This window comes from Bradyrhizobium genosp. SA-4 str. CB756, assembly GCF_000473125.1.
Classification (GTDB): domain Bacteria; phylum Pseudomonadota; class Alphaproteobacteria; order Rhizobiales; family Xanthobacteraceae; genus Bradyrhizobium; species Bradyrhizobium arachidis.
The window spans coordinates 8,066,464-8,079,757 of the sequence record NZ_KI421499.1 but is presented as its reverse complement, the minus strand read 5'-3'; the positions used below and the strand labels follow the sequence as shown (position 1 = coordinate 8,079,757).

Here is a 13,294-nt window from a genome sequence, read left to right as displayed (position 1 = left end):
CAAGGGCCGGAGTGCGGAAATGAACGACGCCAACCACAACCATCATCACGACGCGGAAACGCATTCCGGATGCGGCTGTTCCAGCAAAGCCGCTGCGCCCGCTCCGAAGCCCGCAGCCTCATCCTGCTGCGGCGGCAATGGCGATGCCGGTCATGGCCATCATCACGCGCATGACCACGGTCCCGCCGCGACAAAGGTCCTCGATCCCGTCTGCGGCATGACGGTCGATCCCGCGACTTCAAAACACCACCTCACACATCACGACCAGAGTTTCCATTTCTGCTCGGCCGGCTGCCGCACCAAGTTCGCCGCCGATCCCGCGAAATATCTCGCCAAGGACAAGGCACCCGAGCCGGAGATGCCCGCGGGCACGATCTACACTTGCCCGATGCATCCGGAGATCCGTCAGGTCGGACCCGGCAGCTGCCCGATCTGCGGCATGGCGCTGGAGCCGGAGGTCGCAAGCCTCGACACCGGGCCCAATCCGGAGCTCGCCGACATGACGCGGCGGTTCTGGATCGGCGGCGCGCTGGCGCTGCCGGCCGTGGTGCTGGAGATGGGCGGCCATCTCGCAGGGCCTCACAACTGGATCGATCCTGTCCTGTCGAACTGGATCCAGCTCCTCTTCGCCACGCCCGTGGTGTTGTGGGCCGGCTGGCCGTTCTTCGTCCGCGGCTGGCAGTCGCTGGTGACGCGCAACCTCAACATGTTCACGCTGATCGCGATGGGCACGGGCGTCGCCTATGTCTACAGCGTCGTTGCGACCGTCGTGCCGCAGATTTTCCCGGCGACCTTCCGCGGCCATGATGGTGCCGTAGCCGTCTATTTCGAACCGGCGGCCGTCATCACGGTCTTGGTTTTGCTCGGCCAGGTGCTGGAGCTGCGCGCGCGCGATGCGACCTCGGGCGCGATCAAGGCGCTGCTCCAGCTCGCGCCAAAGACGGCGCGGCGCGTCGATGCCGACGGCAATGAGCATGAGGTCGAGATCGACACGCTCCATGCCGGCGACTCCTTGCGCGTGCGGCCCGGCGAGAAGGTGCCGGTCGACGGCGTCATCCTGGAGGGGCGTTCCTCGCTCGACGAGTCGCTCGTGACGGGCGAATCCATGCCGGTGACCAAGGAGACGGGCGCCAAGGTGATCGCCGGCACGCTCAATCAATCCGGCAGCTTCATCATGCGCGCCGACAAGGTCGGCCGCGAGACGCTGCTGTCGCAGATCGTGCAGATGGTCGCCGACGCGCAGCGCTCGCGCGCGCCGATCCAGCGGCTGGCCGACCAGGTCGCCGGCTGGTTCGTGCCGACCGTCATCATCGTCGCGATCGCCGCCTTCGCGGCCTGGGCCTGGTTCGGACCGGAGCCGCGGCTCGCCTTCGGCCTCGTCGCCGCCGTCAGCGTGCTGATCATCGCCTGCCCCTGTGCGCTGGGACTTGCGACCCCGATGTCTATCATGGTCGGCGTCGGCCGCGGTGCGCAGGCAGGCGTGCTGATCAAGAACGCCGAGGCGCTGGAGCGGATGGAAAAGATCGACACGCTGGTCGTGGACAAGACCGGCACGCTGACCGAGGGCAAGCCCAAGGTCGTGGCGATCGTGCCCGCGACCGGCTTCGCGGAAGACGACATTCTCCGGCTCGCGGCCAGCGTCGAGCGTGCCAGCGAACATCCCCTGGCCGACGCGATCATGCGCGCGGCGAAGGAGAAGCAGCTCAGCCTCGGCCAGGTCGAACAGTTCGACTCGCCGACCGGCAAGGGTGCAACCGGCAGGGTCGACGGCAAGACCGTCGTGCTCGGCAATGCCAAGTACCTGTCGTCGACCGGCATCGACACCAAGCGGCTCGACACTGACGCCGAGCGGCTGCGCGGCGACGGCGCCACGGTGATCAACATGGCCATCGACGGCAAGCTCGCCGGCCTGTTCGCGATCGCCGATCCGGTCAAGGCCTCGACGCCGGAAGCGCTGAAGGCGCTGGCGGCCGAAGGCATCAAGGTGATCATGCTGACCGGCGACAACCGCACGACGGCGGAAGCCGTGGCGCGCCGGCTCGGCATCGCCGAGGTCGAGGCCGAGGTGCTGCCGGACCAGAAGAGCGCGGTCGTCACAAAACTGCAAAAGGCCGGGCGCAGCGTCGCGATGGCCGGCGACGGCGTCAACGACGCGCCGGCGCTGGCGGCGGCCGAGGTCGGCATTGCCATGGGCACTGGCACGGACGTGGCGATGGAGAGCGCCGGCGTCACCCTGCTCAAGGGCGACCTCACCGGCATCGTCCGCGCGCGAAAGCTGTCGCAGGCGACGATGAGCAATATCCGGCAAAACCTGTTCTTCGCCTTCGTCTACAACGCCGCCGGCATCCCGATCGCCGCCGGCATCCTCTATCCCGCATTCGGCATCCTGCTCTCGCCGATCATCGCCGCGGCGGCGATGGCGCTGTCCTCGGTCAGCGTGGTCGGGAACGCGCTGCGGCTGCGCGCGACGCGGCTGTGATGGTCACGAAATCGGTGTAGAACAGGTCCATTCGGCGGTACCCGCGGAGAGGACCTGATGCAGCGAATTACCATCACGATCGAGGACGATCTCCTGGCCGAGATCGACGCCGCGGCCGAGGCGCGCGGCTATCAGAACCGCTCCGAGATCATCCGCGACCTCGCCCGCGCCGGGCTGCAACAGAGCACCGAGGACACCGCGCAGACCGGCCAATGCGTCGCCGGTCTCGTCTATGTCTACGACCACGCCGCGCGCGATCTGTCGAAACGACTGGTGCAGGAATTCCATGGCCACCACGACCTCGCGCTCGCGACGCTGCACGTCCATCTCGACCACGACAATTGCATGGAGATGACCGCGCTGCGCGGCGACGCCGCCGAGGTCAGGCATTTCGCCGACCACATCATCGCCGAACGCGGCGTGCGCTACGGTCGCGTGATGATGATCCCGACGGGGGAGGGCAAGCCGGCGAAAGCGCGGAAGCATGGGCACCGGCACGAGTAGGCGTAGCTCTCCCTCCCCGTGTAGGTGAGGAGGTCTATCCGCTCGCTCAAAATCGTAGGGTGGGCAAAGGCGCACTTGCGCCGTGCCCACCATCAATCCAACACGGCAACAGAAGCGGTGGGCACGCTTCGCTTTGCCCACCCTACGATACTGCGGTCGTGGGGAGGGGAAACAGGCCGCAGCCGCCCGCCCTTGCCGAAGCCGCATTCGGTGTCTACCTCTCGCGAGGTGTTTACCTGAGAGGTCCCCTATGCTGGATGCCGCCGCAAAGGCGCTGTCGCAAATGCTGTCGCCGCCGATGCGCTCGATCCTGTGGCGATCGATCGGGCTTGCGCTGGTGCTGATCACCGTGCTGGCGATCGGCCTGCAGCGGCTGCTCAGCTGGTTTGCGACCTCGGGCGAGGTCTGGCTGGAAGGTCTGCTCGGACCGGGCTGGCATTCGTCGCTCGAAGTCCTGGCCTGGATCGTCTCGATCGCGGCCGGCCTCGGCGTTGTATTCGGCGGCGTGTTCCTGATGCCCGCGATCACCTCGCTGGTGGCGAGCCTGTTCGTCGACGACGTCGCCGACATCGTCGAGCGCGAGCATTATCCCGCCGAGCGGCCGGGCGTGGCGCTGCCGTTCAATCAGGCGATCTTTGAAGGCATCAAGACCGCGCTGCTGACGATCCTGGTGTATCTCGTCGCCCTGCCGCTGGTGCTGTTCGCCGGCGCCGGCTTCCTGATCTTCTTCCTCGCCGCCGCCTGGCTTTTGGGCCGCGAATATTTCGAGCTCGCCGCGATGCGCTTCCGCTCGCCCGAGGAGGCCAAGGCGATGCGGCGCGACAACGCCGCGACGATCTTCACCGCCGGCCTCTTCATCGCCGCCTTCGTCTCGATCCCGGTCGTCAACCTGGCGACGCCGATCTTCGGCATGGCCTTCATGGTCCACATGCACAAGCGCCTGTCAGGCTCGCGGCCCGAGCTGGTCGAGCCGGCGCGGCAGATGCGCTGACCTCGATCAGGTCACCTTCACCCCGCACTTGTGCAGCACCGTCTTGGCAAAGCCGAACGGTTCGGGGGTGAACGGGCCCGGCCGGGCGCGAGTGACCAGCGCGATGACGCCGAGCCCGGCGATCGCCAGCCAGAAGCACAGCCAGAAGCCGTCGATATAGGCCAGCACATTGGCCTCGCGCTGCACGAAGCCTGCGAGCGTGCCGATCGCGCGTGCCTGCGCCGAACCCGTTCCGTGGGCCGCAAAATAATCGGTCAGCTGCTTCAGTGCCTGCGTCACGTCGATGTCGCCGTTCAGCACGTGCTGTCCGATATAGAAGGAATGCACCTGCTCGCGGACACGTAGCCAGGTTCCCATCAGCGCCACGCCGATCTCGGCGCCGCCGAGCCGCATGATCTGGATATAGGCCGCAAAGGACGTGGCGCGGCTCGGATCGGCGTTGGACAGTAGCGTGATGATGAGCGGCAACAAGCTCAGCGACTGCCCGATCGACTGCAGCAGCACGATGCCGATGAAATCCTCTCGCGCCCAGTCGTGGGTCAGCTGGGTCCCCCAGAGATTGGCGGCAGCAAAACAGGCAAATCCGACCACCACCACCGTGCGCGTATCGAAATGCCGCAGCAGCCAGATCGAGATCGGCACCAGCACGAACATCGGTAGCGCACCATAGGTGAGCAACAGCCGGCCGCTCTGCTCCGGCCTTAGCAGAGCGACATTGCCGAGGAAGTTCGGCACCAGCGACGAATTGGAGAGGCTGGTCAGCGTGTAAAGCAGGATCAAGACCAGACCCAGTCCGATGTTGCGCGAGAACAGCACATCGACATGGGCCCAGGGCTGGCGCACCAGCGATTCGTTGATCAGGAAGCCCGCAAACAACACGGCTCCGCCAACGAGCAGCGCCATCACCGTCCCGTCGCCGAGCCAATCGAGACGATTGCCCTGGTCGAGGCCGGCATAGATCATCGAAACCGATGTGCCGAGCAAAAGCATGCCGCCCCAATCGGCCTCGCGCAGCAGCGCGCGGTTCACTGGCTCGCTCGGCGTGCCCAGATAGACCATCAGGCCCATCAGCGGCGCGATGATCACGCTCTGCCAGTAAACCCATTCCCAGCCGAGATGGTCGACATAGAAGCCGACCAGCGAGCTCGACGTGTCAAACGCAAAGCCGACGCGGATCGAATAGAGCGCGATCGCCGGCAACCACCAGCGCATCGGCAAGTTTCGAAAAATGATCATCAGCGTCGCCGGCACGAAAGTGCCGAGCAGCAGGCCATGGACGACGCTGAGCGCCATCAGCGTCTGAAAATCGTGCACGAAGGGAACGACCAGCGAGATCACGGCATAGATCAGGCTCGGGATGCCGAGCACGCGGCGCAGCCCGAACACGGTCGCAAGCCACGGCACCGCGGGCGCGATCAGGATCTGCGATCCGATGCCGGCGGTGGAGAGCCAGGCGCCCTCGTCGAATGAGAGCGAGAACGCGCCGCGCAGATCCGGCAAGCCGACCGTGGTCAGGCGGCTGTCGACATTGGTGAGGAACGAGCCGAGCAGCACCGCCGCCACGGCAAACAGCGGCTGGGGCGCGATGCCGCCGAGCGAGATCGGTCCGCGGCGGGCATCGTCATTTTCTGCCATTGCCGCTCTTCGTGTCGATGCTTGTGACGACCGACATACCCGGCACCAGCCGCGCCAGCAGCGGCTGGTTGTCGTCGAACTGGATGCGGACGGGAATGCGCTGCACCACCTTGGTGAAATTGCCCGTGGCGTTGTCCGGCGGCAGCAGCGCGACCTGCGCGCCCGTTGCCGGCGCGATGCGCTCGACCTTGCCGCGCAATTTCTCGCGCGGAAAGCTGTCGACGGTGATCTCGACCGGCTGGCCCGGCGCAACATGCGTCAGCTGGGTCTCCTTGTAGTTCGCGATCACGTAGACTTTCGGCAGCGGCACCACGTTGATGAGGTTGGTTCCGATGTTGACGTAGTCGCCGGGCTGCACCTGGCGCTCGCCGACGACGCCGTCGAACGGCGCAGTGATCTTGGTGTATCCAAGCTTCAGCTTCGCGCTGGCCAGCGTTGCCTTGGTGGCGTTGAGATCGGCCGCGCGCTGCTTCTTGGTGCCCTGCAAGACTTCGAGCTGATGCTGCTGGGCCGCGATCACGGCGCGACTCGCGCGGACGTCGGCCTGCGCCTTGGCAAGACCCGCAACCGCCTGCTCGAGCCGTTGCCGCGTACCGGCTTCGGTCTGCGACAGCGATTGCTGGCGCACCTGCTCCTGCTTTGCCTCGACCTCGATCGCCTCTGCCGACAGCCGCGCGGCCTCGGCCTGCGCGATCGTCGCATATTGCAGCTCGATCTGGTTGGCGAGATTGTCGAGCACGGCCTGCGCAGCGGCGACCGCGGCCTCGGATTGCGCGACCTGGGCCTCGTAATCGGCGGGATCGATCTGGATCAGGAGGTCGCCGGCCTTGACGCGCTGGAAGTCGGTCACCGCAACGGTCAGCACCTCGCCGGAGACGCGGCTCGAAAGTCGCGTCAGATCGGAGCGCACATAGGCGTCATTGGTGGTCTGGACCACGGCATCGCCGACCCATTCGTCGAAGCGCTGCGTCGCCAGCGCGACGAAGGCGAGCGCAACGATCACGGCAAACAGCGGGATCACGAGCCGGCTCCAGAGCGAGACGGCTGGAGCCTGCGTGGGCTTGGGCGGCGCGGTCGGGGTGGCGGGAGGTGCCGACGGTGCGATCTGTTCCTGTTGACTCACGACATGACCCTAAACCATTTGCCCGCACGCGAATCTCACGATCGTCATTCCGGGATGGTCCGAAGGACCAGACCCGGAATCTCGAGATTCCGGGTTCGATGCTGCGCATCGTCCCGGAATGACGGGAGCCTCCAGCTTACACCGTCTTCTCCGGCCACCGGCAGAGATCGTTGATCAGGCACACCTCGCAGCGCGGCTTGCGCGCGAGGCAAGTATAACGGCCGTGCAGGATCAGCCAATGATGGGCATGCAGCATGAACTCGGCCGGGATCACCTTTTCGAGACCCAGCTCGACGTCGAGCGGCGTCTTGCCGGGTGCTATCCCGGTACGGTTGCCGACGCGGAAGACATGCGTGTCCACCGCCATGGTGTGCTCGCCGAACGCCATGTTGAGCACGACATTGGCGGTCTTGCGCCCGGCGCCGGGCAGCGATTCGATCTCGGCGCGCGTGCGCGGCACCTCGCCGCCGAAATCACTGAGCACCTTCGCCGACAGCGCGATGACGTTCTTCGCCTTGGTACGATAGAGGCCGATGGTCTTGATATACTCGCGCAGGCGCTCTTCGCCGAGATCGAGCATCTTTTGCGGCGTGTCGGCGATCTCGAACAAGGCCCGCGTCGCCTTGTTGACCCCGGCATCGGTCGCCTGCGCCGACAGCACCACGGCGACCAGCAACGTGAACGGATTGACGTGCTCGAGCTCGCCCTTGGGCTCGGGATTGGCCTTGCGGAAACGGCTGAAGACCTCGTGGATCTCGGCCGGCGTCCACGGCCTTGTGGCTTTGAGCGATTTCTTGGCGGGCGCCGATGTCTTGGCGGAGGCCCCTTTCTTAGAAGAGGCCTTGGGCTTCGCGACGGCCGGCTTTGCCTTCTTCTTCGGCACCGCGGCTTTGCGCGGGGCCGGCTTGCGGGTGATTTTCGCCATGATCGGGATATACTGAGGGACGATGAGCACAGGCAACGAAATTGAGCGCAAGAGCTCTGAAGATCCGCGCGAGGTGCAGATCTTCTCCGCGCTGCTGACGCCGCACCGCTCGCTGAACCGCACCGGCTTCCTCGCCGTCATGCTGTTCCTGAGCGTCGTCAGTTTTGCGACCGGCCTTGCCTTCCTGATGAAGGGCGCCTGGCCGGTGCTGGGCTTCTTTGGCCTCGACGTGCTCGTGGTCTGGTGGGCCTTCAAGGTCAATTTCCGCACCGCACGGGCGAGCGAGGAGATCGTGGTCACGCCGTCGGAGCTGCGGGTGCGGCGCGTCAGTCATCGGGGCGCGATCGCCGAATGGACCTTCAATCCGCTCTGGGTCCGCCTCGACATGGAGGTCGACGAGGATTTTGGCATCGAGCATCTCTATCTGATCTCGCGCGGCCATCAGATCCAGATCGCAAGGTTCCTGGGGCCGGATGAAAAAGCTAGTTTCTACAAAGGCTTGGTCGAAGCGCTGAACGCCGCCAAGCGCGGCCCGACCTACAATCCGGTGACCTGAACGCAGTCAGAAATCGGGTGGTTTCATGGCCTCCGTCCTCCTACATTTCCGGTCATGATGACACTCGCCATACATGACCAGCGCCTGGCCAAGCCGGGCCCCCAGAACGCCGCGCTGCGCGACTATGATTCCGTGCGCCGGGCGATCGCGTTCATCTCGGAGAACTGGCGCGCGCAGCCGACCATCGAGGCGATGGCGGATGCCGCCGGCGTCACGCCGGATGAACTGCACCATCTGTTCCGCCGCTGGGCCTCGATCACCCCGAAGGCTTTCATGCAGGCGCTCACCCTGGACCATGCGAAGGGCCTGCTGCGGGACTCCGCAAGCATCCTCGACGCCGCGCTCGACTCGGGGCTATCGGGACCGGGCCGGCTGCACGATCTCTTCGTCACCCACGAAGCGATGTCGCCGGGTGAATGGAAGAACGGCGGCGCGGGCCTCACCCTGCGCTACGGCTTCCATCCCTCGCCGTTCGGCACCGCGATCGTGATCGCGACCGATCGCGGCCTGTCGGGCCTCGCCTTTGCGGATCACGGCGAAGAGAAGATCGCACTCGCGGACATGACGCGGCGCTGGCCGAACGCGAGCTATGTGGAAGATCACGAAGGCACCGCGCCGCTCGCCCAGCGCATCTTCGACCCCAAGATGTGGGGGCCGGACCAGCCGCTGCGCGTGGTCCTGATCGGCACCGATTTCGAGGTGCGGGTGTGGGAGACGCTGCTCAAGATCCCGATGGGGCGCGCGGTGTCGTATTCGGACATCGCCTGCAACATCAACAGCCCGAAGGCCTCGCGTGCCGTTGGTGCGGCCGTCGGCAAGAACCCGGTGTCCTTCGTCGTGCCCTGCCACCGCGCCCTCGGCAAGAGCGGCAAGCTCACCGGCTACCACTGGGGCGTCACCCGCAAGCAGGCGATGCTGGGCTGGGAAGCCGGGCGGCTCGGAGTGCAGTAGATCGTCGTTCCGGCGAAGATGCCGTAGGGTGGGCAAAGGCGCAACGCGCCGTGCTCACCATCTTTCTCAGATCGCTGACGCTGCGTGGGCACGCTGCGCTTTGCCCACCCTGCGGCAGCGGGCTTGCGGCAAAAGCCTAGCCTGCCAGATCCAGCTTCGAGGCCACGGTCGAATCGGCATTGAGCCGGTAGATGATCGGCACGCCTGTCGCGAGCTCGCGCTTCAAAATGCCTTCGGGCGAGAGCTTTTCCAGCACCATGATCAGCGCGCGCAGCGAGTTGCCGTGGGCGGCGACCAGCGTGCGCTTGCCGTTGAGCACGCCGGGCAGAATTTCCTGCACATAATAAGGCAATGCGCGCGCGAGCGTATCCTTCAGGCTTTCGCCGCCGGGCGGCGGCACGTCGTAGGAGCGGCGCCAGATCAGCACCTGATCTTCGCCCCACTTCTTGCGCGCGTCGTCCTTGTTGAGGCCGGAGAGATCGCCATAGTCGCGCTCGTTCAGCGCGAGGTCCTTCGAGGTCGGCAGACCTTCTTGCCCGAGCTCGCCGAGGATGAGGTCGAGCGTATGCTGCGCGCGCGTCAGCACCGAGGTGAAGGCGACGTCGAACACGAGACCCTGCGCCTTCAGCTTGCGGCCGGCTTCGGTGGCTTCCTTCACGCCGAGCTCGGTGAGGTCAGGGTCCTTCCAGCCGGTGAACAGGTTTTTCAGATTCCATTCGCTCTGGCCATGCCGTACCAGCACGAGAAGACGTTCGCTCATTGACTGTTTCCGTTGCTTGCTTTGTTCAGATGTCGGCGAGACCGAGCACGTCGGCCATGGAGTAGTGCCCCGGCTTCTTGCCATGCGCCCACAGCGCCGCTTTGAGGGCGCCGTGCGCGAACAACATGCGGTCTTCGGCCAGATGCGACAGCGTGAGCCGCTCGAACGGGCCGAGGAAGGTCACGCTGTGCTCGCCGGCGACGGTGCCGCCGCGCAAGGAGGCGAAGCCGATCGCACCCGGCTTGCGCGCGCCGGTGATGCCGTCGCGACCACGTTCCGAATGCGCCGCGTCGAGCGGGATGCCGCGACCGGCCGCTGCCGCCTCGCCCAGCATCAGCGCAGTCCCGGAGGGCGCATCGACTTTCATGCGGTGATGGGATTCGACGATCTCGATGTCAAAGCTCTCATCGAGCGCCTTGGCGACGCGCTTGACCACCGCTGCGAGCAGATTGACGCCGAGGCTCATATTGCCGGATTGCACCACGACGGCGCGGTTGGTGACGCTTTTGATCACCGCGTTGTCGGAACCCGACAGCCCGGTGGTGCCGATGACATGGACGAGGCCGCGCTCGGCGGCGATCGCGACATTGGCAATGGTGGCCGCCGGCACGGTGAAATCGAGGATGCCGTCGGCCTCCTTCGACATCGCCCAGAGATCGGCGGAAAGCTTGATGCCGTTGGCGGGGAGCCCTGCGAGCACGCCGGCATCCTTGCCGAGCAGCTCCGAGCCCGGCGCCTCCAGGGCGCCCGCCAGCACCGCGCCTTTGCTCTCGGCAATCACCCGCGTCAGCGTCCGGCCCATCCGGCCGCCAGCTCCAGCAACAATCAAGCGCATGTCGGACATGGTGTGATCCTCTCTCGGGCCGTTGTAGCGGGGGGATGCAGTTCCGGCAACCGAGGCGGATCGGGATCACAGTCCGTCATTCCGGGGCGATGCGCAGCATCGAACCCGGAATCTCGAGATTCTCAGGTGCGCAATTGCGCACCGGAGTTCGCCCTTCGGGCGCCCCGGAATGGCAGCATGCCTCAGCCGTCCTGCGGCTGCGGGCCGTCATAGCCCTCGATGATGATGAGGTCGGCGATCGAGTGCGGCTGGCGCACCTTGATGTTGGCCTGGTATTCCGGCGAGTTGTAGCAGGCGATCGCGGTCTCGTAGTCGGGGAATTCGATCACGACGTTGCGGGTGCGGCTGGCGCCTTCGACGGTGGTGAACTTGCCGGCGCGGACGGCGAAGCGGCCGCCCCATTTCTTGAAGATCGGACCGTTGGCGACGGCATAGGGCTTGTAGCCCTCGTCATTGCTCACGTCGACGCGTCCGATCCAGTAGCCCTTTGCCATTGTTCTTCTCCTTGCTTGTTCGTTAGCCAAGCGCTTGCGCGATCTCGGTCTGGATAGCTTCAGCAACCGCCTTGGGATCGGCGGCTTCCACCACCGGCCGCCCGACGACGAGATAATCCGCGCCCGCGACAATCGCGCGACCGGGCGTCATGATGCGCTTCTGGTCACCTGTTGCCGAGCCCGCCGGGCGGATGCCGGGCGTGACGAGATGCATCTGGTGACCGACGATCTTGCGAAGGCTGCCGACTTCCTCGGGCGAGGACACGAGGCCGTCGACGCCGAGCACCTGCGCCTGCTGCGCGCGCGCCTCGACCAGCTCGGAGACACCGAGCCGGTAGCCGGCCGCGTGCAGATCGTCCTCATTGTAGGAGGTCAGCACCGTGACGGCGAGGATCTTCAGCTTCGAAGAGCCGCGGCCTTCGACAGCGCCCTTCATGGTCTGCGGGTAGGCGTGCACGGTGAGAAAGGTCGCACCCAGCTTCGTGATGCTCTCGACGCCCTGCGTCACGGTGTTGCCGATGTCGTGCAGCTTGAGATCGAGAAAGACCTTCTTGCCCTTGTCGGCAAGCTTGGCGACGAGCGGCAGGCCGCCGGCATAAGCGAGGCGGTAGCCGATCTTGTAGAAGCTGACGCTGTCGCCGAGCCGAGCGATCATCGCCTCCGCGGCATCGACGCTGGGCAGATCGAGCGCGACGATCAGGCGGTCTTTCGGGACGATCTCGGCTGGCGTCATGTCACCTCACATCATGCGTTGGGAAATGTCGATCAACTGCGCGACCAGCTGCTTCAACGCGGCGATATCGCCCTCGTTCTTCAGCCTGTCCATATCGTCATAGGCCTGGTCGGCAAAGGCGAGCGTGAGTTGGCTGGCAATCACGTTGGCGTGGCAGGAGGTCAGGATCAGCCTGAGCGCCTGGAGCGCGCGCGCGGCACCTAACCGGCTCTGCGATGCGCCGGCAAGCGCGAAGGGACGGTTGCGGAACACGTCGCCGCGCGCCTCTTGCAGCTCCTGCACGCGGCTGACCCAGTCGATCGCGTTCTTCAGCAGCGGCGGCACCGAGGCGTTGTATTCGGGCGTGACGAGCAAGACGCCATGATGCGCGCCGATCATGCGCTTGAGATTGATGGCGTGCTTAGGAATGCCTGACTTGGCCTGGAGATCGCCGTCGTAGATCGGCAGCGGGAAATCGGCGAGCGAGATGCGGGTGACGTCGACGCCGGCCTGGGCGAATTCATAAGCGGCTACCGCCGCCAGCTTCGCATTGTGCGAGCCGGTGCGCAGCGAGCCGGGAATGACCAGGATTTTGGGTGCGGGCATCCGATCCAATGCGTGCGGCGAAACGAGCCCGCCGCGCAAAGGGAAATGCCGGCGGAATTAGTCTTTGCGATACACCCAGACGCGGGCCGGCGGAAGGTTCATCCAGATCCGTTCCGAGGCCTCTGTGGACACGCCGGGCAGCGATTTCGGGATCGGCGGGACCACTGCATAGGTGAATTGGACGAAGGGCGCGCCGGGCGCCAGCGCCGTGAAGGCATCGCGGATCAGCCGCAGCCGCGTCAGCATCGGTTTTGTCACCAGCGGCAGGCCCGAGACGACGGCGCTCGCCGGCGCGCTCAGCACGTTCCAGAGCGTGTCGCGCAGGCGGTAGGCATCGCCCTGCACCACCTTGGCTTGCGGGTAACGGTCGCGCAGCAGCGCGCAGAAGCCGGGATTGTATTCGACGAGGACGAGACGCTTCTGGTCGACGCCGCGCTCGACCAGAGCCGAGGTGATGGCGCCGGTGCCGGGCCCGAGCTCGACCACCGGGGCATCCGAATCGATATCGACGTAATGCGCCATGGTCCGGGCCAGGAGCTTGCCCGACGGCATCACCGCGCCCATATGCAGCGGTTTTTCGATCCACGACCTGAGAAAACGCACCTCGTCGTCGAGACGAGGCTTCTTCAACGCACGCGCGGACGATGGCAAGGGCATGTCTGGACCGGACGGGACCGCGTGACCGCGGCGTGTCAGAAAATGGTCATAAACAGG

Annotated in this window: 14 protein-coding genes; 5 read left to right on the top strand and 9 right to left on the bottom strand. The window is 65.7% G+C overall.

The features are described 5' to 3' along the window. Positions 1 to 19: 19 nt before the first annotated feature. The 3 genes from BRAGE_RS0139095 to BRAGE_RS0139085 all read left to right on the top strand — a co-directional run bounded on the left by BRAGE_RS0139095 (position 20) and on the right by BRAGE_RS0139085 (position 3,974). On the top strand, positions 20 to 2,479 hold the full coding sequence (locus tag BRAGE_RS0139095) for a heavy metal translocating P-type ATPase (protein ID WP_027561627.1): 2,460 nt from the start codon (positions 20 to 22) through the stop codon (positions 2,477 to 2,479). A gap of 57 nt (positions 2,480 to 2,536) precedes the next feature. Continuing rightward, positions 2,537 to 2,983 (top strand): nickel-responsive transcriptional regulator NikR, encoded by a 447-nt coding sequence (gene nikR, locus BRAGE_RS0139090; protein WP_027561628.1) that lies wholly within the window; start codon positions 2,537 to 2,539, stop codon positions 2,981 to 2,983. Positions 2,984 to 3,233: 250 nt separating this feature from the next. Continuing rightward, entirely contained in the window at positions 3,234 to 3,974 is a 741-nt protein-coding gene (locus BRAGE_RS0139085; protein ID WP_027561629.1) for a sulfate transporter family protein, read from the top strand. A 6-nt stretch (positions 3,975 to 3,980) separates the two neighbouring features. Here the strand turns inward: BRAGE_RS0139085 and BRAGE_RS0139080 are convergent, their stop codons facing one another. The 3 genes from BRAGE_RS0139080 to nth form a co-directional block, all read right to left on the bottom strand. After that, positions 3,981 to 5,609, bottom strand: a complete 1,629-nt coding sequence (locus BRAGE_RS0139080; protein ID WP_027561630.1) for an MFS transporter — start codon at positions 5,607 to 5,609, stop codon at positions 3,981 to 3,983. Further along, a complete protein-coding gene (locus BRAGE_RS0139075; RefSeq protein WP_027561631.1) occupies positions 5,596 to 6,732 on the bottom strand; it encodes an HlyD family secretion protein in 1,137 nt (378 codons plus the stop codon). Before BRAGE_RS0139075 ends, BRAGE_RS0139080 begins: the two co-directional genes overlap by 14 nt. A 136-nt stretch (positions 6,733 to 6,868) precedes the next feature. After that, positions 6,869 to 7,657: an endonuclease III gene (nth, locus tag BRAGE_RS0139070; RefSeq protein ID WP_027561632.1), complete on the bottom strand. Its 789-nt coding sequence runs from the start codon at positions 7,655 to 7,657 to the stop codon at positions 6,869 to 6,871. Positions 7,658 to 7,679: 22 nt separating this feature from the next. Between nth and BRAGE_RS0139065 the strand changes: the two genes are divergently transcribed. Next, complete coding sequence (locus tag BRAGE_RS0139065) at positions 7,680 to 8,213, top strand: DUF2244 domain-containing protein (protein WP_027561633.1); 534 nt, start codon at positions 7,680 to 7,682, stop codon at positions 8,211 to 8,213. 54 nt (positions 8,214 to 8,267) lie between these two features. After that, positions 8,268 to 9,164 carry a methylated-DNA--[protein]-cysteine S-methyltransferase gene (locus BRAGE_RS0139060; protein WP_027561634.1) on the top strand — a complete coding sequence of 299 codons (897 nt, stop codon included), beginning with the start codon at positions 8,268 to 8,270 and terminating at the stop codon, positions 9,162 to 9,164. Positions 9,165 to 9,300: 136 nt separating this feature from the next. Here BRAGE_RS0139060 and BRAGE_RS0139055 read toward each other — a convergent pair whose 3' ends face one another. The 6 genes from BRAGE_RS0139055 to BRAGE_RS0139030 form a co-directional block, all read right to left on the bottom strand. Then, positions 9,301 to 9,924 carry a 2,3-bisphosphoglycerate-dependent phosphoglycerate mutase gene (locus BRAGE_RS0139055; RefSeq protein ID WP_027561635.1) on the bottom strand — a complete coding sequence of 208 codons (624 nt, stop codon included), beginning with the start codon at positions 9,922 to 9,924 and terminating at the stop codon, positions 9,301 to 9,303. A 25-nt stretch (positions 9,925 to 9,949) separates the two neighbouring features. Next, complete coding sequence (gene dapB, locus BRAGE_RS0139050) at positions 9,950 to 10,768, bottom strand: 4-hydroxy-tetrahydrodipicolinate reductase (RefSeq protein WP_027561636.1); 819 nt, start codon at positions 10,766 to 10,768, stop codon at positions 9,950 to 9,952. Between the two features lie 182 nt (positions 10,769 to 10,950). After that, positions 10,951 to 11,262, bottom strand: coding sequence for a DUF1330 domain-containing protein (locus tag BRAGE_RS0139045; protein WP_027561637.1), 312 nt, complete (start codon positions 11,260 to 11,262; stop codon positions 10,951 to 10,953). 22 nt (positions 11,263 to 11,284) lie between these two features. Beyond that, the gene (pyrF, locus tag BRAGE_RS0139040) at positions 11,285 to 11,995 is read right to left on the bottom strand and encodes an orotidine-5'-phosphate decarboxylase (protein WP_027561638.1); all 711 of its coding nucleotides are present in this window, start codon (positions 11,993 to 11,995) and stop codon (positions 11,285 to 11,287) included. Between the two features lie 6 nt (positions 11,996 to 12,001). Next, complete coding sequence (locus BRAGE_RS0139035) at positions 12,002 to 12,580, bottom strand: NADPH-dependent FMN reductase (protein WP_027561639.1); 579 nt, start codon at positions 12,578 to 12,580, stop codon at positions 12,002 to 12,004. Between the two features lie 57 nt (positions 12,581 to 12,637). Further along, positions 12,638 to 13,237 carry a class I SAM-dependent methyltransferase gene (locus BRAGE_RS0139030; RefSeq protein WP_027561640.1) on the bottom strand — a complete coding sequence of 200 codons (600 nt, stop codon included), beginning with the start codon at positions 13,235 to 13,237 and terminating at the stop codon, positions 12,638 to 12,640. Positions 13,238 to 13,294: the final 57 nt, after the last annotated feature.